We start from the raw sequence: 19,869 nt of genomic DNA, 5'->3' as shown, positions 1-19,869 counted from the left end.
TGAGTCATTTTTTTAATGGCCCTCTTCCCTCAGCCTATGATTAGACGAGTAAGGTACCCAGGGGAGCAGGACTCTATCTATCCTTGCAGGGTCTACTTCTTCTGCAACATCAATTTGACACTATGATATATGAAAACAAGGGAACAGTGTTACGTGATGAAGCTTGGGACATACCCGCAATGAACATTGGCCCTGCCTCTAGAAATGACAACAGGAGTAGGAGGCAGGACCTGTGGAATTGTTTTCTGTTGCAGTAGTAGTCTATCCATCGTCATCTAGCTATAAAACGCTAGATTAACTTGGTTATTGCGAGATCTTCCATAGCATTCGATTCCCATTAGTAGTAGGAGAGCATTAAAGAAATGATAGAAAATATGATAAAACATAGAGGCAAGGCTCAAATTATTTCTTCGATACTTGAAGAGGCCGACGGAGGGGCCCGAAAGACTGCAATAATGTATGGAGCATATCTTTCCGTATCACAGTTAGACGGGTATCTGGAGCTCTTGCAAGAAAATGGCATGTTGGAGTATGTTATAGATACGAGGCATTACCACACTACTGAGAAGGGTGCTACCTTCCGTAAAGCCTATGACGAGGTGGCAGAGGCACTCAGACCGAAAGTAGGCAGATTCCGATAGGGTGGACTATCGGCTTCTATGCTTTGGATATTCGTTGTTTCAAGTCGTCCAGTTTGAACTCGCTCTTACACGATTCACACTTCCAGTAATATGTTAAATCTTCAGCATCGAGTGAGCCTTCTTCCAAATGTAAGCCACAATCAGGGCATGAGAGCATCTTGATGGAGCTTCGCTGTGAAAATAATAATGAGATTCGCCATTTTCGGGAAGGTGAAACAGGGGACTAAACGAAAACCTTTCCAACCTGAAGAGAACCAGCCAGAGCAACCTATACTATATTCCATTGATTCTATTACAGAATACCGGGATAAACCTTTAGCTCCCTCTCCCCCGAGCCCCATCTAGAATATCTTTGACCCTCCGAGAGCTAGCCGGTGAAATGGTCAGAGAACCCCTTTAGTCCCAGCAACCCAAACAAGCCAAAAGAAGCAATGATGCTGGAAAAGTACTGTGACCTTCTCCGGCCAGGCATCACTGACAAACACAACAACCCTCTCGTGATGAGAGACGCCATTATCAGGATAATGATAATCCGGCACGGACCCCGAGACAGGGAAGAGATTCATCGCATTCTGACAGGGCTTTACTTGCTAAAGGAGGAATCGACCGACGTTGAAGATGCGCAATTCTACTTGTGTGAGATCGAAGCGTATGAACGGCTTTACTTCTGGCTCTTCAAACGTCCTGATTTACAATCCTGAATAGGAGTAACCTCTGCCACTCCTTTAGATTAACAAATGGATATTCGAGGTCCTACTCCGGAAGTCGTTCCTTTGGGATAATCACTGCTCTTTAGATGCGTGTCAAATTCAGCCTTGGGCAGACATTCATCACAATATCTCTGCAGGACGGTAAATTCTTGCGTATTGAACAGTACATCGTTCGTTGCTGGCTTTGAACACAAGTGACAGTAGGAAGGTAATGCGTTCTTATCTCTTAAAGAGTGTCTAATTTCGTACTTATGTGACATAAATCATTACAGTAGAACTATTATTAAGGACTTTTTTGCATTTAAGATGCATTTTCACTCAATGTACACGCACTCCTTTAATGTCAAATGATGGAAGAGTTATCGCAGAAGGTATCCACTTCCTTCATGCAGCTGTCATAGGTCAGAAGAGGGCTCTGTGTGGCTAATAGCACCAGCTCCTTCTGACCTTTTATTTGTCTTTTAATGTCTCTCGCCATCCATCGCAAAGCAACTTTCCAAAGTATTCTGGTTCATCCAGGGATGTCTTGATATCGCATTCTATTGCTTCCCTGCAATGCTCTTCCGGCCTCTGACCAGACATCTGAGTCATCGCAAATAAGACGTCCCAGTACCTATCGGGGAGGCGGATATGGAGCGTACGATTAGCTCCATACTCCATTACCTTCTGTTTGACTGCTATTATCTTAATGCCTCCATTAGCTGGATGGTCTCTTCATCCAATCCGCATATACGCTCAGGGTCGTCTTGCCATCTTTGGTCTCCAATTCCCAAGTTAGCGGATACAGCGGCAACGTCCGGCTAATTGCTAGCGCCAGTTTTGCGTCTGTTATTGCTCCAAGCTTGAAGTCTACCATTATTGCCTCACCGCCTCCAACATTTCCTTACGACGAGGGTGGTGTATATAGAAGTACATATCTACAAACGATTCCAGGACGCCCGTTACTGCGTCAGTAGAGAATTCTTCGACTCTTTCATCTTCGAAGGATGCTAATCTTCTTCAGCACCTTGTATTGGTTGTCGGATAAGGGTACAGTGATGGTCTTCGCTTTTGCTTTCTCCTGTGTTTGAGTCATTACGCGTTGCCTTTCGTGATTGCTGTTACGTTTTGCGGATTGGTTTTCTGAGTGAATCATCTAGGCTTTACCTCCCTCTGCTGCCACTGTCAGTCCCTTGCCCTTCAGGTCTTCAATGGTCTTGGCGTACTGCTCCACTGCTTGAAGCCGCGTCGCTTCAGCGTCATTCCCAAAACAATGGACTGTCACTACTGCAGCTCCCTTGGCAGTTGTGTCGATTTTGACGCTGTATTGGAAGGTTGGTTGCTGTTGTTGCTCGCTCATCCTATGCAATCACCCCTACACAGTTTGGACATGCATAGTCTCTAGGAACTAGCAAATTTTCAAGAATTTTGCAATTCCCGCACATAAAGTCGCCAGCACAGCTTGTTTTCCCGAAGTGACTTTCGTAGCATATCTTTTACGTTCTCCATCTTGTAGGATGACATATGTATACCAACGTATACACCATTAATAAGTATACTGTAGTATCTGCTTGTATACCCTTTTATACGGCTAGGTTATAACATAGGATACCAAAACATGCTGCCGTATAACGAAATGACCACAGTGAAATTCATTGGAAAAGTAAGCACGATGGGCGACAAACTTATCATCGTAATTCCGAAAGAGTTTCACAAAGACATCAATCCGCTGAAAGGCAAGCAGGTTAAGGTAGTAGTCGAAGAAGCCATATCATGAATTTGGCGTAGGGCTACTGGGAAACGAGGCCGGGTGGGGGTTTCTTACAGGGGAGGAGAATGAAACCCCTTCTCCCTTGGATTCCGAAGACATCGCAATCCTTTTCCCTTCGCCTAACGTCAATGACCTATCAGTAGGGTATCTGACTAAGAGAGAATGGCGCGATACGGGAAGGCAGAGAAGGAAATACAAAGGCTCACTATAAGTGTTCTAACCAAGATTCAGGCCCATAAGAAGGGCTGCACAGACCCTAACTGCCACCTTGAACTGGCTTTGGAAGGCTAGTTCGAGCTTTGGCTACTCGGGGGAGCCACTAGCATTCGCATATTCGAATATTCGAATATGCGAATACGCACATATGCGAATATTCGAATCAGCCACACTACCAATAGTCGCTACTAATGGTAGTCACCAACAGTACTCTGAGATTGTGTTGATTCGCCACCTTTAGAATCTCCTAACGAGAAGGCAATTCGTACTCTGCTTTATCCAAGCACCTATCACAATATTTCTGGACTACGATGCACCCTTCTAGCTGAAACAGCGCTTCAGTTGTAGCCTTTGCTGAACATCTTACACAGTACAGCGGCACCTTACTGGTCTTCATTGTGGCTATCCTTGTTTGAAATGGCTTTAGCACTGCCGCATTGACCAGACACATGTTTTAAATGACTTTCAGGAAGTTGCATCTTTGCTTTGCATCCGTTTTCTTTGTAAACCTGGCTGTTTTATGATATTCTGATAGCCTATCGATTCTGTAATTTTTAATTGATGTCTCATAGAATGGGTACGAATAATCATAGAAGAAAAAAAAGAGGTTGTTAGGCGACTCTCCGCAGTCACTTATGATGTCATGTTGCCTGATGGATGGGCCGTGCTGTTTGTGTTATTGCCACCGGTATTTCCCTGTGTGGGCTGTTGCTGACCCTGAGCTCCGATACCTGGATTTGCCATGATTTCAGTTACTGTGAGTGATATCGAGCTGGTGTCAGACAATTTTACCTCATCCTTGCCGGTGTTCTTCACGACTACATCAGAGATTATGGGATTGTTCGAATCTTGATGAGATACAATATCTAGATGAAATACGCACTCCTTTCCAGGTGTTGATAACTCCTTTACTGGCTGCGGGCTTGCAGCACTAAGATTTGGTGACTTCCCAACGAATACTTCCAGAGAGGTTGTGCTTTTGTCGTCGCATGGTACTTTCATGGTTAGCTGACCTTTCATTATGTGGTAGGGTGTAGAGCTATAGACCACCAAAAAGTCATTGGATGCAATTGTCCTAGGTCCATTTATCGTTACCACGCCATTTGTCGCTGTGCTCTTTCCTTCCCCTTGTGCGTACGCATTTAGGGTTATCAGAGTCGTCGATGCTGCAAGTACTCCCGCCAGCACTATGGCTGTCAGGATTCGCCGCATTCTGGCTTTCCCAGTGCCGGGCTTAGTATTGTTTATGTCATAAGACATAGGTCAAATTCGCCATTCAGATATTAACGAGATTAGAAACTGTCCATTATCTATCAACGCATGGTAATGTAATTACAATAAAACTTCTTGAGCGACTATTCCAGTGTAATGCTATGAAGATTTACACTAGGAATATGGTAGCCTTTTCCGAAAGAAATTGAGCAGGTTCGAATATTCGCAGATTCGAATAGCTTTGCATCTGTTTGCTATGTGCACTCTATTGTTTTAAAAGATGGCAAGTATGCAAAGATACGCAATAGTGAGACCTGGCCCCGCCGGGGCATTTCCTCTGTTTAGCGCTTCACGGCTTCAGAATATCCGGCGGGGCCATCTATGATTCAAATGATAGGAGTCTAGCGCCTGACTGGCCCAGTCATTACCGAAATAGATTAACGATACTTTAACCCTACAATATCATGACAACTTCATCTTTGAAAAAAGAAGATGGTTTGGAAGAAATAAGCCAGAAGGCGAAAGTAGCGGCAAAGGCGGTCAATGACCTAGTCTCATCGATGACTATGGCCGTTGAAGAGAAAGTATCCATTCAGCATCAAATTAACAACATCTCCAGAGAGACAGAATACATGATTGATAGAATCGATTCCATCACGCGGAGCAATCAGGAGAAAGTGTTAATTGCATACAAAGAACTACTTATGGATATTCTTGAATCGGTTAACCGGCGTTTGAAAGAATTGAAGTATGAGAAGTAGCAATTCTGATTTTAAGGTTTGTTCCTGGAAATTAGACTGGAATGTGTCATTTGGCTAGCAACTTCCAGACTACACTCGCTTCTGGAAGTAGTAGTAACTGGATACGCCGCCGCTTTGACCGAATCCCCCTTCTTGCGTCTTACCTTCATCTATTGCTTTCAATTCGTACCCTTCATTTGTCAGGTCATCAGATGCAATGATGAATTCCACCTGGGCACCCCACGCACGCTTTAGGATGGCAATACGCTCATTTTTGAATTGTATTATGCCGTTCTTCTGCCACAGTAGTTTGTATTGTTCTGTCCGGAGCCGGAGCATCGCATCCCGTTCTTTTCTGTCATCCTTTGCTTCCTCCTTCTCTTCCTTTGAGACAGGTCGGGAGGAGCCATCCATAATTGCCGTAGCCTCTGCAAACTGTTTCTTTAGGTCGGCTCTCTTGTAGCACTCACCACACCTCTTTCCGTTAATTCCCCATTCCTTCTTTGGTGAATATTTCATGAAGCCCAGTTCATTTCCGCAGACGGTGCAGGTCTCTTTGCCCATTTCGATAGAAACTACTTCTAGTACTATTTACCTTTTCTCTGTTAGTTCCTCTCGAGTTTATCACACCCTGCGGGGCTATCTAATTCCAGGGATTCCGCTCTCCCAATAGTCGCTACTGATGGTAACTGCCGAAGGTAGTCTGAGATTGTGTTAAATCACTGTCTGGGCGTCATGAGCTCGGTCATCCTTATTTTCTTTGGCGATATCAACTGGCCAATCTCTTTGTATCCTCTCAAGAAGTCCATTCCTCTCTTTGTGGTGTAATACTTTCCTTCGCTTTCCACATAATCTAGCGCGCCCTGGTGTTGCAGGAGCTCCAAATAGTCCCTCAGCTGAGGAAACGATAGGAATGACTCGTACATGATTCTGGTCTTTACGGCTCCGGCTTGCGCTACATCTAGAATCTTCGCACTTATATCCAATCTACTTCTATTTTTCATAAGTTTTATAGGGAATTATATTTTAAAAGAGTCTCGGTCTCTCACTGAAATGATTAATTTACCACAAACCCGGCGAGGCCATTATCAGCCCTACGGATTTCAATGATAGCAAAAGAACAAAAACTTCCATCCCCAAACGTGAGGACTTAAACTGCCAGGTATATTGGCATTGGGAGAATATCTACAGGCCGAGCAGTAATTAGGAAATTCTTTAGAAGCCGGTTAGCAAAAAACTCTTACTATGAAGAGTATTGCGGAGTCTAAAACAATGACGGGCAAGCAGGCAAGACATTCTGTCGTCAAATGGACGCTCTTTCTGGGGTTTGTTCTTGGAGCAATTCTGGCTATTACTACTAACGTACTCCAACCAATGGTGCCTAGCCAATATCTGCTCTATTTACAAGTCATTGAAGTCATTATTGTCGGCTATTTTATCATCGAAATATTTAGCACGATTTCTTATAGGCTCGCTCTGACTCAATCCACACCCACTGCCAACTCTATCAAAAGTCTGGTCAGAATCGTAGGCGCCATTATTGTTATTGCATTCATAATTTCTTACCTCTCGCAGAATCCAGTAATAGCTGCAAGCATTAGTACCATCTCAGGTCTCGTCATTGGTTTCGCATCTTCAAACTTGATTGGGAATGTTATTGCAGGATTATATCTGGCCATCACACGTCCATTTAGGATAGGCGATGTCATTATTGTGTTTGGGCAGAAAGGCAGAGTGACGGACATTAGTCTCCTCTATACAAGATTGATTCTTGATAGCAGTCAGGACGAAATGCTGGCTTCCAATTCATCCATGGTGACTACGTGGCTTGTCTTGATCAAGAATCCTACCATCGGCGCAAATATATCAAACACGAGTACCAACAAGGAGACCAAATAAATTGGCCGTCGTATTTTGTCCATTATTTTCATCTGTCGTAGGCAGAGCGGCTTCTCCTTCTGATTCTTAATGCTTTTGCGCCGTGCAAGAGGTATGTCCGGAAATCAAACCAGATGCTTAATGTACGCCCGCTGGTCTATTCTTCTTTCGGTCTTTTGATGTCTCGGATTCTGACTTTTCTGCAGCCACGGCACCACTGGAGGCTGCATTATCTTGTTTTTTATTATTATCCCAAGGTACTGCACGCGGCTTGTTTTTCTTGTCGTGCTTTTTCTTATCTGAACCGACGCGTGAATCATACTCTTGTACCATAGGTAAATTCAACGTAAAACTAACCTAAAAGAGTTAAAAATAAGCAGTTTCTATTCCCGCCTTTATGATTTCGATTAGTTTCTCTGTCTTGGTGTGATTAGACCCCTTGGTTTTCAGCTTTTGAAATGGCAATGCAGTGTACACCTGCTGCTTTAATTACACCTCTACAATCGAGAGTCAGCGGCACAGCTACCCTAAAGTGTCGCCGGCTCATCTCCGTCGTTCATTCATATCGGCATATACCTTTGAAGGCGGCGAAGATGAGCCAAGATTTACTGATTGACTAGTATCGGTCGCTACCAATGGTAACTACTAATCGGGGTCTGAAAGTGCGTTAATTTGGCGCCTTTAGAATCTCCTAAAGAGAAGGCAATTCGTACTCTGCTTTATCCAGACATTTCTGCAATACTTTTGGACTACTATGCCTTCATCTAGTTGGTATTCGCCTAGACGTGTAAATGACTCCTGGTTCATTCTAGACTATCAACCCCTTCAAGCGAGCTGTATCTAGTGGAATATCTCGAAAAGTACGCTCAGGCAGTCCGGCGGGAGTTCCAGCAAACATCATCCGACATCGAAACGCCTCCGAGGAAGTCAACCGCCTTTTCAAGATTCGTAACGGCACCTATTTTAGAGAGTTATACGTAAGCAGTCAAGATTCAACGAGGCAGGTCTGGCGGCCATTTGCTGCTGACGAAATTTGGCGAAACGGTAAACGCTGTGTTAAATTGACTCACAAGATCAACGAACACGATAAGACGCCGAGAACTATTTACATTACAGTGCTCAGGACTCTGAATGAGGGAGCGGCTTTTTTCTACCTTTATTTTTTCTAATGTATGTTTTCTTGGACCAAAGCATTAACAAATGGCAATTATGCGAATAGGTGCTTCGAAGCGAAGTCTCGAGGGATTAATCTTTCCTTCTTGGCAAAATACCCGCGCCACATAACGATGGTGATGCCAAGCCCAACATAAGTAGCGCGGGTATAATGAACAACGCTTCTGCAACCATACTTTGAAGTATTGTGCTAATATTGACACCGCATTGGCGCTCCCGCCGATTGTTATAGATTTATGCAACTACATTCATTTTATAGCACTTGGATGTCCTCCGACGGTCAATGACTGACTACAGGTCACTGAGCGCGGAGCTTGCGAAGTCTACAACTGTAGATTCTGTTACTGCGTCAATACAATTTTCTCTGAGACTCGCAAGGACGCCCACCTCTGTAATCATTTTTCGAGACAACTCGTCGATTCTTGTTTCATTTATCTAGTTCATCTTTTTTTGTATCTAACCGCCTATTTCTGAAAGGTCATTTGTAAGCCTCTCCAGAGATTTGATTACCTTTTTCTGGTTATCAAGAATGATGTTCAGGGCAGTCCTTTCCTGAGGAGTCTTGGCCAAGGGAAGCAGAGCCTTGATGTCTTCAAGGTTTTCGTACGACTCTTTCAAGTGACGAGAGCTCTTCTCGAGTAAATTGGCCAAGGTTCTAGTTCTCATTTTTGTTGGGTCTTTCAATTATTGTTACAGCACACTTATCCTAGAGAGGAAGTCTCTTATTCATCTATTGACCGCGGTCATGCCAGAGTAAATAGAGACGCTCTTGTCGATTTGTTTAGGATCCTAGAGCTTGGCAAGCTCATCTGCAAAGTAATTCTGACATATCGTACATTCTTTGTCAAGCTGCATTATTTTCCCTCTAAAGTCCGCATGGGCAGACACATGCCTAATTACAACTTCAACGCCCAACTTAGCTCCTTCAATGTCCGCATTCCTCATTGATGACATATCTTGTATCTTAGAAACACAACATTATTTTATAGAGTATCGATCCTGCCGTCCGTCGCCGGCAGATGTAATTTGGCAAAAGACAGTGTTTTCCCCTAGGCAGGACAGCTCAAGCTAACGGATAAATCACTCTGGAATTTTAGTGATGTCATACGCTGCACAGGAGCTAGCCAGACATTGGCTCTGGCCTGATGCTTGTGGCGTGTACCAAAGAACAACGCCTGCGCTTGTACGACTTCACAGGACTGGCGCAGGTATTATTTTTCACTTTGACCGTTAACTGATAGCTTTAGGCTGTCTGGAGCAGTGGGTTAGGCGGGCCGACTACAAGCCACCTAGAAGGGAGAAGTCAAACGGAGGACTTCAAGCAGCTCTCGCACTTTACTCCTGTTTATGCTTGCGGCCCGTTCCGCTATATGCAGTCCTGTAATCTTGCAACATTGATTGCTTTAGGTTATCAGCCAGTTCTTCAAGTTCCTTTTTATCATTAAGTTCATTCATTCTTCTCGGATCAACGCCGAGTGAACGCAGATCATCTATCTTTTTTTACTTCTTCCACCTTTTCCATGCGTCGTCTCATGACGAAGGCTCCAGAGAGTAGCTGATAAGCCTTGCTTAACCAGCGAACGTTATCTTTTCCCGGGTTTTATCTCTGATGCACTCTCTAACCCGTCGAGGTAGCGTGCATCTTTACCCGGTGGGCTTCTAGCTCTGACTCTGTCTTGAACTTGTCACCACAGATCGGGCATTTGTACTTCTTACCGATTGATGGGAACTTCATTCTAGCTAATAATATGGTCTTTATGATATATACAGCGTTCGAGTATGTAATTTTAGGGAAAGTCTATCAGCCCGAAACCCAGAATAAGCCGCATTAACTTTTCAGGCCTCTGCTTTTCTTACGGTCTTCTCTTTTGTAGAAGAAGGAAACAACATGCTGGTCATTTCTCTACAGCTATTCAAAAACCGCTTGCCCTTTTCTGTCGTACGATAAAGGTTCTTGTTTTCTGTAACATGTTCCAAGAGCTGGTTCTCCAACATGAAAGCAAGATATTCTTTTAGTTGTGGAAAAGACAGGAATGCACTGTACATTATCTTGGTCTTGTTAACTCCATTACTGACCTGGGCTATTTTTAGAATTTCAGCAGTGATATCCAACCTGCTTCGGTACTTCTTCATGCAAAGCTTTCGCACGAAGATTTTAAGGTGTATGCATGCCTTTTGGAGGAGAAATCACATTAAGAATCAGGAAGAGGGAGAGGCAGAAGCAGCTTGGGAGATTAATGAGGTAGTAGCTCGTTTAATTGTGAAATTTTGTTCTATTCTCTGATATAGTGCTCTTCTTCTATAAAGAATAACAACGGGGTCAGGCTGAGCGAACTCCTGAGAATACTTCACCGCTACTCCCCCGAGTCCAACTCAAAGTACCGCTCCCCTGACCTCTCAAGGTTCTTCAGCCAAAATAGTTGCTCATCATATTAGAGTTAATCGTCCCGTTGCCTTTGCACCTTTCACAGGCTGAAGTGCTTGTGCCGGTCAAGACATAACCTCTGCCACAACAATTTTCACACTTCTCTTTTGGCATAGAGAAGCTAGGAAAATGCCGGAGTTATTTTAGAGTGCCGATGCGAAAAAGAATGCTTGCGCGTGGGAGTAATGTTTGTCCAATCTAAAATCGTGTCTTGTTTTTCTACATCAATCTAAAACCAGTTAGGCTTGCTACAGATGCGGCTAGCACAATAAGAGAAAGTGGAAACTCCGGTAAGGATAGCAAAATGGGAGCTGCCATCAAAAATGGGACGATGGCAAGATACATGCGAGGCTCAGTTAACTAATCGTCGGCTAAAAGACTGTCTCAAGAGTATATGCTGTGGCCGACAATAGGTTAACAATACCTAACGGCGCGTGCCTGCTTCCCGTTAGAAGCAGCAGAGAGCTATTCTATGTCGAGTGATCTTTTCCTATCAATTCTGAAACCAGATTTGAAGTTTGTTTTGTGAGCTGTTCCTTCAGAGACTCCTTGCTACCATCATCTCCAGCCTTCCCGTCCTTCATATCAACACCATGCACATTGTAGGGCACCAGTTCGTAACTTCCTCTTTCTATCCTGACATACCATCCTGAGCACACCTTGTCGTTCCCATATTTTGCCTTGAACCAAGCTGGTGTGATCATGCTGGATATCCATCCCCCCGTGTTAATCGCATTATTCTGCGGGTCGAAAAATGGCCTGTGTGTATGACCAAATATCAATATGTCGCCCAATTGCATGCCTAGAAGAGGATACTTGGCCTTGGACCTTGCAAATTTGTCTATTGTATCCATTCCCTTTCGTTCTTCTGCAGGTTGCAACAAGTCGCCAATTTCTACCTGACGACCCGGCACCAGCTTGTGAAATATCTCATGCAAATAGCTTGCAACCTTGCCTTCCTCGTCATTCATCCTGCACAGTTGGTCAGATATCTTCTCGTATTCATCGACCGTTAGATACGTGAGTTTTGAGATTACCTCTAGTTCGTGGCCATGAAGCAAAAAGAAGTTCACGTCTCCGCTCCTTACTCTGAAATACCGGCTAATGTGGTAGCAACTGAAATCCGGGTAATCCTCCTTTGCATGCATGACTACATGGTCATGATTACCCGGGGTATAGTACACCTGGTTGAATTTATTGAGAAGCGACAGAACACTGTCAGATTCGGACGAAACTATGACATTGTGGTCTCGCCAGTAATCCCACAGGTCTCCAATTACAAAAATGGCATATCTTGATGCTGAACCATCATCGACTAAATCCTGCAGGAATTTGATAAATTCAGAAGTATTGCTTTTGTTGTATCCCAGATGAACATCTGAAACGACTATCGCGTTTTCTACCTCAATTATCTTTGGAGAATTTGAAGAAATGACATCCAGGTTAGGCGCTCCCTCACTCGACGCAGAATTATTTCCCATAACACATTCTTGCAAACATTCCATAAAAGCTAACCTTTCAGAGGTACTTGCAGTCTATAGCCGGAGCCGCGATCGGGGTCAAACCCGGCCCCGTACACACATATGTTAGAGAAATCAGGTTTGCCGACTATATACCTCGCTACCTCACGTCCCTCAATTCACTATCTCCTTTCTTGCGATGATAACTGTGCGTGCGCACTCTTCTCCGACACTCAGGACAGAATTTGGTACCTAACGGCCGTTTCGCCTTACACGTAGTGCAATATGTGTTGGTGGCATAGATTGGATTCGCGATGCGCCTTTCGACCCCCACTTCTCCCACTCACTTTCGTCATGGTTAGTTATATCCAATATAGTGCCAAGATTCTTGAAGTTAGTACCAGATTGAAAATTTCTAAAAAACAGAGAAACAAAACACGCCGTCAGCTGGAACCCTTGTCGAGCTCTTCTTTTATAATGGGTATCATGCTCTAAGATCGAGACATGCCCGAAGCGCCAAACTCGTCAAAGCCAAAAAGCAAGATCGCGTTTGCAGTTATACGGATGCCGGACGGAACCGAGCATGAGATCCCATTACCTGCAAAGACCTTTAGTTCTGGCAGGGAAGGATACTACGCCCAAATTCCTGCATTTGTGTATGATGATGAAGTATACGGCGGCCAGATACAGGTATGGAAGAAGGGAGAGAAGGGCGACAAGGCGCAGCAAAAGTCCTGAAAGAGATTATTTGCAGCAACCATATTTGCAACGAAATATGGGTTCTGTTAGCTCTTCGGGTAATGTGCAATAACGAGACAAGGCTCATGACCCGATTACTTAACAATGCCCGGGCCTGACCTTGCTATACCTTTCTGAAAAAAGATAATGGAGCGCCTTGGAACTAAGCAAGAAAGGTCTCGTATCCCGAGAGGGCTTCTTTGGCAAGAATCCTCCGCCCCGTTGCAGTACACATACACACATAGAGAGAGATCTCTTCAACGTATTGACTCGCATACAGACCCCGGGGCAAGCATGGACGTCAGCCGGAGAGAGATTGCTCGCGCGCTATTTATTTATCTAATAACATTCAAGCGCGGCTTTGCGTAACTACTATACTGGATACACACAACTCCTAGAGGCCGTTTGCAGACTTTAAAAATCTGATAAAGGCGCTAGCGAGGCTCCGGCGGTCGCTCTGCTCAATGTCCGATATCTGGCTGTCTGTCATGCGAAAGCATCTTCGCAGTATTGCGGCTACCATCTTGTCTGTATCTTCAAAATATTTTCTTGTTGACTTGGAATTTAGCGGATTTAGCTTTCTGTCCCGCTCGTCGCTCATCTTCATTATCGTTTTGATCTCGTCAAGCGTCAGAGCATCATAGACGGCATACTCCCTTCCATTATGGTGGAATATTATGTGCTCCATTGTAAAATGGGATATGACGCCGCGATAGTTTATTGTTACCTTTCAGATATGTAGAATTGCATGGGCTGTCAGATTTTCACACTCTAGCCTCAAAAAAATATTGGAGGCACACACACATAGGCAGGTTTTAATCAAAAAAAGAGAAGGTGGAACCTTCTCTAGCCGCTTACGGGCAGACGGGTGTTTCACCCTCTGATAATAGCTGGTCTATATGAAATTCGGCATCGCCCTCTGAACCAGTTCCTTCTTGTTTATGCGTGTTCTTGTCATGTTGACAGTCTGCAATATCATTGTCGCCACCTTCGCCATTTCCATTGTCTGCCATTGCTGGTGTAATGACAGCTGTTGCTGTCGCAAGTAAGATTGCGACAATGCCAGACATCACTAGGAGTAGGTCGTTGGTTTTCAATTTTGTTGCTGTCATAGTGACACTCTTTTCTTGTCTCTCAGAAATAACTCCAAAAGACGTTTGCATATCATGAGAATCTTGACTGAGAATGTAATGCTTGTTGCTATAATGATGATGAGAGAATATCCATGTTTTACTTTTTAGCCGTTCTGAGCACATCTACCTGGCCGCTGTGCAACCAGTCCTTCAGCTCCTCGTGGGACGGTTTTTGGTCGTGCTTGCCTGCCAGGTGAAGGTGCAAAAGAACGTAGTTAACCTGGTTCAGCAACGGTTTGTTCGCTTCGTCGCCCGCGCGGGCTTTTTGCCGAAGATCTGCAGGAACGCTATTCCACCAATCCTCAAATTTGCGTACCATATACACATCACAAAGGGCTGACAAAGTACTTTAACCTTTCAAAGTTGGCGATGCGCGTATATGTGTGCGTATATAAATTCAACAAGAACCATATGCGCCGACCCCGTGAAAACCATAGTCATAGCCGTCTAACTCTTTTAGGTCGGACAAATGTAATGGTATGACGATGCAATGCCCATGACATCGGAAGAAGCGTTAACGATTCAATACAAGAATAATCTGCCGCTGGTCAGTATGAGAATAATTGATGCGGGGTCTAACAAGAAAATTGTCGTCGACGCCCATCTTGATTTTGCATCATCAAAGACAATAATACCTACCTATATCGCAAATGAGATGAACCTTTCGTTTGCAGGCAGCGACGAGACGGTAACAGGAGCCGGAATAATCCATATCCCTTACTATGAAGTTTCTATCGAGGTTTTTGGCCAGTTGTATGAAGGCGTTCATGTGGGTTGCCTTGATCTGCCAGAGGGCACGCCTGCAAGCGCGCTCCTGGGCAGGGACATACTTGACAACTACAGGATATGCCTCGATGGAAGAAACAAGGAAATTACAGTGTCCTGAAGGATATATGCGGCAAACCGTTATTGCAAGTTGTTGGTGCGCATGCTGCGGAGCAGAAATGATGGCAGACCGAGAGCTTGAAAATACAACGAGTTACAAATGTACCGGGTGTAGCCTGAGTAATTCAGTTCTAAAGAAGAAGAATAATAATGATAATGATAATGATATAATAATAATCCAGATAACGCCAAGAAGACTAGATAAACACCGACTGCGAAAGCGTCAGGTTACGTCTGTAAACTTTCGTCTTCGTTAGGAATATAGAGAAATCTGTGTTGACACGATCCGCGCAAAAAATATTGCTAGCCAGCTAATCCGCTGCTCCTCCGCATCCACAGTAATTGAATTCATCCACCCTTGAATTGCAAATGGCACAGTAGCCGTATAAATCATAGTCGACTTCCCATGGCTCCTTTCCAAATCTCTCTAAATGCTGGTCTATCTCTCTTGGAACTGGGTTATCATTGTCTGGGACACTCATGTATTCATGTAGGTGCGAGATCGTAAAAGAATTTCTGCACTAGTTTGTAAAGTACATGCTCTCACGGCTGTTGTTACAACGTGCGCATTTCTTTCATTCGCTGTAAAGATCATCTCGTATAGTCACGTCTCTTTTCATTTACCTTCTTTATCGTTTTCTCCTTTTCTCTGTTCAACTCTTCATCCGTAAAGCCTCTTGCCAAGATTATGGTGCTGCCGTCCTCTTCGTTATAACCTTCAGTAAAGACGGCGGCATATAGACAGTTCTTCAATGTCTCTATGATAGATTCGTCGTGAACGGGCGGGCGCAGCTCTATTTCCCTTAACGGAATTACCGAGCCAAGATCATCGATATCGAGCTTGGTCACCCTTACGATGTATTGGCTTTCTTCTTTCCCTTCCTGCCTTTCATTTCTCCTGATGATGATGCTATTTACTTTGACCAGCATCCCCGCCGTACATCATCATTAATAGTGAAATGGTACCTATTACGCATTGATGTCCTGCTTTCGTCCTTCCGCCTTATCGAGTAGCCATGCTACTCAACAACGGCTTGACGAAGCATTGGTTCTTCTTCCTTCCCTTCAAAGCAATGTTTGGCGAGCTGACAGGTGTTATTACCAGCTACCGAGCTTTAGCATTTACAACGCCCTGTCAGGTTTTTGTGCGTTGACAGGAGAGATACTATTTTTATGCTTTATCGACATACAGTTTTGACCTCTTGATGTTTCGGGTTAGATGAGGGTCAATACAGATATTCTGCTATGCGCGATTCAAACCTGCTCGATGCCGAAGGAATCCTTCAATACGATCCATTGCAGCGTCAACTTGACTTGCTGCACCACTAAGAACCTGTCGGCTCCGCGCAGCGACTATTTCGGCAGCCTCTTCGGCCATAGACTCTAGCGCGTGTGATAATGAGACCATGGATCTTTCATGGTCCGTTAATCCCTGTTGAGGCGCCGCCTGAAATGCCTTTATTTCAGGATGCATCAACTGCAAAGGAGTATCTGTTCGGATGCTTGATGAAATTGCATTTGCAAAACTCTTTGCATGTGCTGTTCTTTGACCTAATGGACCAAGTTTCCATTTGTCACTCAGGTACTTTAGCAGACTGGTATGATCAAACTCATCTGATAAGATGGTATTCTCGACCCATGGCGAAACAAGTACCGCGGGAACCCGCACTCCAAGTCTGTCAAAACTCCACTCGTCAAGATGATGGTCAGGCGCTATTGTTGCGGGCGGCGGAACATGATCATAGAATCCACCATGTTCATCAAAAAGCACAACTAGCAAGGACGAGTTCCATAGATTTTCGTTTGCTCTAATTGAATCATAGACTCTTCTCACAAGATCCTCCCCGTCATACACATCATGAGGAGGATGGTAATCATTAGCTCCAGGTGGCAGATAAGTTGGTTCTATCCAGACAAACCCTGGAAAATCATCAGAATTTTTCTCAGAAGCATCCAAGGCGAATTCGAGCATTGGCCTGTGACGAATTGCATTTTGCGGTTCCCACTGGTGAACAAGAATTGAAGATATGGGAATGTCTCCAAAGTAAACCTTCCAAGAAATTCCCTTTTCATCCAACCTGTCAAAAACGGTTGGTTGATCGTACCAGTGAAGGTTCAGATCCATGATACCGTCAGGCATAGTAACTCTACCAAGAGATGTACCTGTCATGGCAAACAGTCTGTTTGGCCAGGTTGGACCTGGGACGGATGAAAACCAACGGTTGCAGAGTGTAAACTCACTTGCCAGCTGGTGCAGCGCAGGCAAGCTACCCGACGGGTAGTAATCCATTACTTGACCAAATTTATCAGCCGTAAGCTGATGGGGACAAGAGTAAGATTCGACATAATTCCTAACAAAGCCACCCATATCATCGCCATTTTCATCTTTGCTAGTCTGAACTAGCACATCTTTGAGGTCATGTTTTGGCTCTGGGGCAACTATCCGATCAAAGCTAGCTGTTTGAGAATACTTCTTACCATAATAGGTGTTTGTATTAGTGTGGATTTTTCATCTACCTTCCTTACTTTAGGCAAATCGCCAAACATGTGGTCAAAGGAGTTGTTCTCAAGCATCAAGACTATAACATGTTCGATGGGATCTTTATTTGACATCGTCGAATTTCTGTATGGGTTAGTTTTTGTCCTGTTATATCGATATTGGAAGTCGATGGCTCCACGAGAAGGTTCTAGATTCCCAAAGTTGGGATCGGAGAGACATGAAAGGCTTAGAGGACATGGATAAAAAACGAGGCCATCGTCATTCGCGTTCAAGAAAGCTGATGACAGAGCGAAATTATCAATCTCCATCCAAATACATTCAGTGGTTTCCGTGCCGTTAGCGGCTCTTAGAGTGGACCCAAGTTTCAATGCAATGCGAATAGTAAAGGATTGTGTTCGCTGCGAAGGGTTCTGCGGGATTCGAACACTGCATCAGTAATGGTTCGGCTGCCGCGACCATAAACCTTCTGAAGTAGTATTTCAGCGCCTCATCGACCAGGGTCACACGCGCGTACACACATACATACACAAAGTCAAGTAGAGCGCACCGATTTTTTCTTCGATGATTTCTTCTTCTGAGTGGATTTCTTCTTCCTTCGATGACTGCTATTCTTACTATTGATTTCCTTGGGCTTGTTCCCATCGTCCGCTTCGGGGTCCTGTATGGCTTGAATGCCTTTGATCGCATCTATGCAAAATTGACGGATTTCTTCTCTGCTAGTCACGGTCATTATCTCTTCTATTGATGGCATTGCAGTGATGCCGTAAGAACCCAATTTCTCGATAGACCTCTTTTGCCGCTCAAGGTCAGTTTCCCACTTGGCCTCAATTGTCAAGTCTCTTATGTCGTTTGACTCCTCATTCATGAACTGATGAAGGAGGCGACTGCTAAAAAGCAATTGTGTTATGCAATTCTAGTACACCCGGCTTGCAATTTCGTGCAAAAATTAACGATGAATAGGAAGAATTTCTCATATGATTCTTTTGAATCGAGCAGTATTATTTTGTAAGTGTTTTTCCAAGAGATCCGGAATTGCAAGAAGCATACATACTACTTAACGCAGAAGCGGGGAAGGAAGACGTTCTTTTGCGGTCAATTCGTCAAATCCCTGCTGTATATGACGTCGTTGGCGTTTATGGAGTGTACGACATCATAGTGCAGGTCAGAGCTAATCAATACAAAGAAGTGGAAGAGGCAGCGTCAAAGATTAGAGAAATGCCCTCGGTCAAGGCCACTTTCACTATGCTCGTAATTCAAAATTAGAATACGCAGAAGTTTGTCGTCCTCTGCTTTTATGATAGCGACCGCCGGTTACTACTATAGAGCTGTAATAAAAATGGCATACTGCAGTTTTGAGCGTGAAAACCTGACAAGCCGTCGTAAACGCTAAAGCTCGGTAGCTGGTGATACTTGTCAGCTCCGAGAATGACTTTGAAAGGAAAGAGGAAGTATTACAACGTGAAGCTGCTGAAGGGCTACCGATGCTCGAACAGATTGAAGGGCAACAGGGCGGTGCTGATGTCCGAGAAGGGTTAGTGGGTATGACAAATAGGCAGAAGGATTCTAACTGTCTACCATTGGAATTGTTGCCCTTCTCTCGCCATCAGTCTTGATTATCTTTTCAATTTTTGGATTGGCCCTCTTGGAGTAGACTTCCTCCGACCATACGACCCTTTCCACACCTTGTTGATGCTTTGCCCATGTAATCAAGTCCAGTACGTCTCGGCTGTCTCTGTAGACAAACATGCCGATAACATCTGAATTGCCTAAATGCGCGCTGGCCGAGTATATACCATCTCGGGCAAGTAGTTTATCCACAATCTCTGAAACGTTGCCATCTTCCAGATAGACATGTAAGAACCCCTTTTTCAAGCCCAGCCTGTTATGCCTTAATTCAATAGTGGGCTTCAAGAAACCGCGCTGAACCAACAGTCTTGCCCTTCTCTGGATTGTGCTTACGGGCTTGTTTAGGATTTTAGCGCATTCCCGAGACGATATTCCTAGAATTATCAAGTCCATCAATTTTAGATCTATTGAATCCAAGCGTGTGGACGATGATCTGGTGCGTTCCTTGGATTCATCATCCCCTCCATCACCTTTATCATTGGGATTTTCGGTATCTATCTTCTCGTCATAATTATTGCCTGCAAAATGCGTGTGCCCTGCGGTCTTTTGATAAGGCAAATTATCATTAGACTGCTTTTCCATAAGCGTCCGTGTGTACTCTAATCAACGCCATATTAAAGAATTCGGATTGCCTTTACCCCAATCGACGTATTCCGATACAAAAAATGCACAGAGCATTGTTTGGATGCATTATTCTACCGATTCTAACGTCAAAACACAATGTTTGGCATTAGAGATGTGCTCCTTGTTGGCCTGCAATGTCAAAGACAGGATTATTGACA

29 protein-coding genes are annotated in these 19,869 nt (G+C 44.2%); 9 read left to right on the top strand and 20 right to left on the bottom strand.

The annotated features are described in order from the left end of the window. The first annotated feature begins 362 nt into the window (after nt 1-362). On the top strand, nt 363-641 hold the full coding sequence (gene sso10a / locus ACYOR7_RS09875; protein ID WP_479913777.1) for an Sso10a family chromatin protein: 279 nt from the start codon (nt 363-365) through the stop codon (nt 639-641). 431 nt (nt 642-1,072) lie between these two features. Beyond that, on the top strand, nt 1,073-1,342 hold the full coding sequence (locus ACYOR7_RS09870) for a hypothetical protein (RefSeq protein ID WP_479913776.1): 270 nt from the start codon (nt 1,073-1,075) through the stop codon (nt 1,340-1,342). A gap of 706 nt (nt 1,343-2,048) precedes the next feature. On the opposite strand, the gene ACYOR7_RS09865 is transcribed toward ACYOR7_RS09870, so the two are convergent. Both ACYOR7_RS09865 and ACYOR7_RS09860 read right to left on the bottom strand, forming a co-directional pair. Then, on the bottom strand, nt 2,049-2,207 hold the full coding sequence (locus ACYOR7_RS09865) for a hypothetical protein (protein WP_479913775.1): 159 nt from the start codon (nt 2,205-2,207) through the stop codon (nt 2,049-2,051). Nucleotides 2,208-2,486: 279 nt separating this feature from the next. Beyond that, nucleotides 2,487-2,690: a hypothetical protein gene (locus ACYOR7_RS09860; RefSeq protein WP_479913774.1), complete on the bottom strand. Its 204-nt coding sequence runs from the start codon at nt 2,688-2,690 to the stop codon at nt 2,487-2,489. 258 nt (nt 2,691-2,948) lie between these two features. On the opposite strand from ACYOR7_RS09860, the gene ACYOR7_RS09855 reads away from it, so the two are divergent. Next, nucleotides 2,949-3,107, top strand: a complete 159-nt coding sequence (locus ACYOR7_RS09855) for a hypothetical protein (RefSeq protein WP_479913773.1) — start codon at nt 2,949-2,951, stop codon at nt 3,105-3,107. An 843-nt stretch (nt 3,108-3,950) separates the two neighbouring features. Here ACYOR7_RS09855 and ACYOR7_RS09850 read toward each other — a convergent pair. Continuing rightward, nucleotides 3,951-4,577: a hypothetical protein gene (locus ACYOR7_RS09850; protein ID WP_479913772.1), complete on the bottom strand. Its 627-nt coding sequence runs from the start codon at nt 4,575-4,577 to the stop codon at nt 3,951-3,953. A 431-nt stretch (nt 4,578-5,008) separates the two neighbouring features. On the opposite strand from ACYOR7_RS09850, the gene ACYOR7_RS09845 reads away from it, so the two are divergent. Next, the gene (locus ACYOR7_RS09845; protein WP_479913771.1) at nt 5,009-5,290 is read left to right on the top strand and encodes a hypothetical protein; all 282 of its coding nucleotides are present in this window, start codon (nt 5,009-5,011) and stop codon (nt 5,288-5,290) included. 69 nt (nt 5,291-5,359) lie between these two features. On the opposite strand, the gene ACYOR7_RS09840 is transcribed toward ACYOR7_RS09845, so the two are convergent. Together ACYOR7_RS09840 and sso10a (ACYOR7_RS09835) are read right to left on the bottom strand one after the other, a co-directional pair. Further along, nucleotides 5,360-5,833, bottom strand: coding sequence for a hypothetical protein (locus ACYOR7_RS09840; RefSeq protein WP_479913770.1), 474 nt, complete (start codon nt 5,831-5,833; stop codon nt 5,360-5,362). A 155-nt stretch (nt 5,834-5,988) separates the two neighbouring features. Beyond that, the gene (gene sso10a, locus ACYOR7_RS09835) at nt 5,989-6,273 is read right to left on the bottom strand and encodes an Sso10a family chromatin protein (protein WP_479913769.1); all 285 of its coding nucleotides are present in this window, start codon (nt 6,271-6,273) and stop codon (nt 5,989-5,991) included. Between the two features lie 268 nt (nt 6,274-6,541). Here sso10a (ACYOR7_RS09835) and ACYOR7_RS09830 point away from each other — a divergent pair, with 268 nt between their 5' ends. After that, entirely contained in the window at nt 6,542-7,168 is a 627-nt protein-coding gene (locus ACYOR7_RS09830; protein WP_479913768.1) for a mechanosensitive ion channel family protein, read from the top strand. A gap of 117 nt (nt 7,169-7,285) precedes the next feature. On the opposite strand, the gene ACYOR7_RS09825 is transcribed toward ACYOR7_RS09830, so the two are convergent. The 6 genes from ACYOR7_RS09825 to ACYOR7_RS09800 all read right to left on the bottom strand — a co-directional run bounded on the left by ACYOR7_RS09825 (nt 7,286) and on the right by ACYOR7_RS09800 (nt 12,226). Further along, nucleotides 7,286-7,480, bottom strand: a complete 195-nt coding sequence (locus tag ACYOR7_RS09825) for a hypothetical protein (RefSeq protein WP_479913767.1) — start codon at nt 7,478-7,480, stop codon at nt 7,286-7,288. A gap of 1,296 nt (nt 7,481-8,776) precedes the next feature. After that, the gene (locus ACYOR7_RS09820; protein ID WP_479913766.1) at nt 8,777-8,938 is read right to left on the bottom strand and encodes a hypothetical protein; all 162 of its coding nucleotides are present in this window, start codon (nt 8,936-8,938) and stop codon (nt 8,777-8,779) included. Nucleotides 8,939-9,109: 171 nt separating this feature from the next. Further along, on the bottom strand, nt 9,110-9,274 hold the full coding sequence (locus ACYOR7_RS09815) for a hypothetical protein (RefSeq protein ID WP_479913765.1): 165 nt from the start codon (nt 9,272-9,274) through the stop codon (nt 9,110-9,112). A gap of 664 nt (nt 9,275-9,938) precedes the next feature. Next, nucleotides 9,939-10,055 (bottom strand): C2H2-type zinc finger protein, encoded by a 117-nt coding sequence (locus ACYOR7_RS09810; RefSeq protein WP_479913764.1) that lies wholly within the window; start codon nt 10,053-10,055, stop codon nt 9,939-9,941. A gap of 101 nt (nt 10,056-10,156) precedes the next feature. Next, nucleotides 10,157-10,453, bottom strand: coding sequence for an Sso10a family chromatin protein (sso10a, locus tag ACYOR7_RS09805; protein ID WP_479913763.1), 297 nt, complete (start codon nt 10,451-10,453; stop codon nt 10,157-10,159). Between the two features lie 762 nt (nt 10,454-11,215). Then, nucleotides 11,216-12,226 carry a metallophosphoesterase gene (locus tag ACYOR7_RS09800; protein ID WP_479913762.1) on the bottom strand — a complete coding sequence of 337 codons (1,011 nt, stop codon included), beginning with the start codon at nt 12,224-12,226 and terminating at the stop codon, nt 11,216-11,218. Nucleotides 12,227-12,709: 483 nt separating this feature from the next. Between ACYOR7_RS09800 and ACYOR7_RS09795 the strand changes: the two genes are divergently transcribed. After that, nucleotides 12,710-12,943 (top strand): hypothetical protein, encoded by a 234-nt coding sequence (locus ACYOR7_RS09795; RefSeq protein ID WP_479913761.1) that lies wholly within the window; start codon nt 12,710-12,712, stop codon nt 12,941-12,943. Nucleotides 12,944-13,337: 394 nt separating this feature from the next. Here the strand turns inward: ACYOR7_RS09795 and ACYOR7_RS09790 are convergent, their stop codons facing one another. The 3 genes from ACYOR7_RS09790 to ACYOR7_RS09780 form a co-directional block, all read right to left on the bottom strand. Beyond that, on the bottom strand, nt 13,338-13,631 hold the full coding sequence (locus tag ACYOR7_RS09790) for a hypothetical protein (protein WP_479913760.1): 294 nt from the start codon (nt 13,629-13,631) through the stop codon (nt 13,338-13,340). A 166-nt stretch (nt 13,632-13,797) separates the two neighbouring features. Beyond that, nucleotides 13,798-14,055 carry a hypothetical protein gene (locus ACYOR7_RS09785; protein WP_479913759.1) on the bottom strand — a complete coding sequence of 86 codons (258 nt, stop codon included), beginning with the start codon at nt 14,053-14,055 and terminating at the stop codon, nt 13,798-13,800. A 118-nt stretch (nt 14,056-14,173) separates the two neighbouring features. Beyond that, nucleotides 14,174-14,308 (bottom strand): hypothetical protein, encoded by a 135-nt coding sequence (locus ACYOR7_RS09780; RefSeq protein ID WP_479913758.1) that lies wholly within the window; start codon nt 14,306-14,308, stop codon nt 14,174-14,176. 264 nt (nt 14,309-14,572) lie between these two features. Between ACYOR7_RS09780 and ACYOR7_RS09775 the strand changes: the two genes are divergently transcribed. After that, nucleotides 14,573-14,962 (top strand): hypothetical protein, encoded by a 390-nt coding sequence (locus ACYOR7_RS09775; protein ID WP_479913757.1) that lies wholly within the window; start codon nt 14,573-14,575, stop codon nt 14,960-14,962. 310 nt (nt 14,963-15,272) lie between these two features. Here the strand turns inward: ACYOR7_RS09775 and ACYOR7_RS09770 are convergent, their stop codons facing one another. The 5 genes from ACYOR7_RS09770 to ACYOR7_RS09750 all read right to left on the bottom strand — a co-directional run bounded on the left by ACYOR7_RS09770 (nt 15,273) and on the right by ACYOR7_RS09750 (nt 18,326). Continuing rightward, nucleotides 15,273-15,443 carry a hypothetical protein gene (locus ACYOR7_RS09770; RefSeq protein WP_479913756.1) on the bottom strand — a complete coding sequence of 57 codons (171 nt, stop codon included), beginning with the start codon at nt 15,441-15,443 and terminating at the stop codon, nt 15,273-15,275. A gap of 109 nt (nt 15,444-15,552) precedes the next feature. Then, nucleotides 15,553-15,891 (bottom strand): hypothetical protein, encoded by a 339-nt coding sequence (locus ACYOR7_RS09765; RefSeq protein ID WP_479913755.1) that lies wholly within the window; start codon nt 15,889-15,891, stop codon nt 15,553-15,555. A 313-nt stretch (nt 15,892-16,204) separates the two neighbouring features. Further along, nucleotides 16,205-17,467 carry an alkaline phosphatase family protein gene (locus ACYOR7_RS09760; RefSeq protein ID WP_479914466.1) on the bottom strand — a complete coding sequence of 421 codons (1,263 nt, stop codon included), beginning with the start codon at nt 17,465-17,467 and terminating at the stop codon, nt 16,205-16,207. Further along, nucleotides 17,401-17,574: an alkaline phosphatase family protein gene (locus ACYOR7_RS09755; RefSeq protein ID WP_479913754.1), complete on the bottom strand. Its 174-nt coding sequence runs from the start codon at nt 17,572-17,574 to the stop codon at nt 17,401-17,403. Before ACYOR7_RS09755 ends, ACYOR7_RS09760 begins: the two co-directional genes overlap by 67 nt. A 419-nt stretch (nt 17,575-17,993) precedes the next feature. Beyond that, nucleotides 17,994-18,326: a hypothetical protein gene (locus ACYOR7_RS09750; RefSeq protein WP_479913753.1), complete on the bottom strand. Its 333-nt coding sequence runs from the start codon at nt 18,324-18,326 to the stop codon at nt 17,994-17,996. Between the two features lie 167 nt (nt 18,327-18,493). On the opposite strand from ACYOR7_RS09750, the gene ACYOR7_RS09745 reads away from it, so the two are divergent. Together ACYOR7_RS09745 and ACYOR7_RS09740 are read left to right on the top strand one after the other, a co-directional pair. Beyond that, a complete protein-coding gene (locus tag ACYOR7_RS09745) occupies nt 18,494-18,724 on the top strand; it encodes an Lrp/AsnC ligand binding domain-containing protein (protein ID WP_479913752.1) in 231 nt (76 codons plus the stop codon). A gap of 147 nt (nt 18,725-18,871) precedes the next feature. Next, a complete protein-coding gene (locus ACYOR7_RS09740; protein ID WP_479913751.1) occupies nt 18,872-18,997 on the top strand; it encodes a hypothetical protein in 126 nt (41 codons plus the stop codon). A 27-nt stretch (nt 18,998-19,024) separates the two neighbouring features. Here ACYOR7_RS09740 and ACYOR7_RS09735 read toward each other — a convergent pair whose 3' ends face one another. Then, complete coding sequence (locus ACYOR7_RS09735; RefSeq protein ID WP_479913750.1) at nt 19,025-19,669, bottom strand: Lrp/AsnC family transcriptional regulator; 645 nt, start codon at nt 19,667-19,669, stop codon at nt 19,025-19,027. Between the last annotated feature and the right edge of the window lie 200 nt (nt 19,670-19,869).

Source organism: Candidatus Nitrososphaera sp. 86-2 (assembly GCF_056726185.1).
Note: the sequence above shows the minus strand (reverse complement) of the source record. Positions and strands in the feature narration are given on the sequence as shown.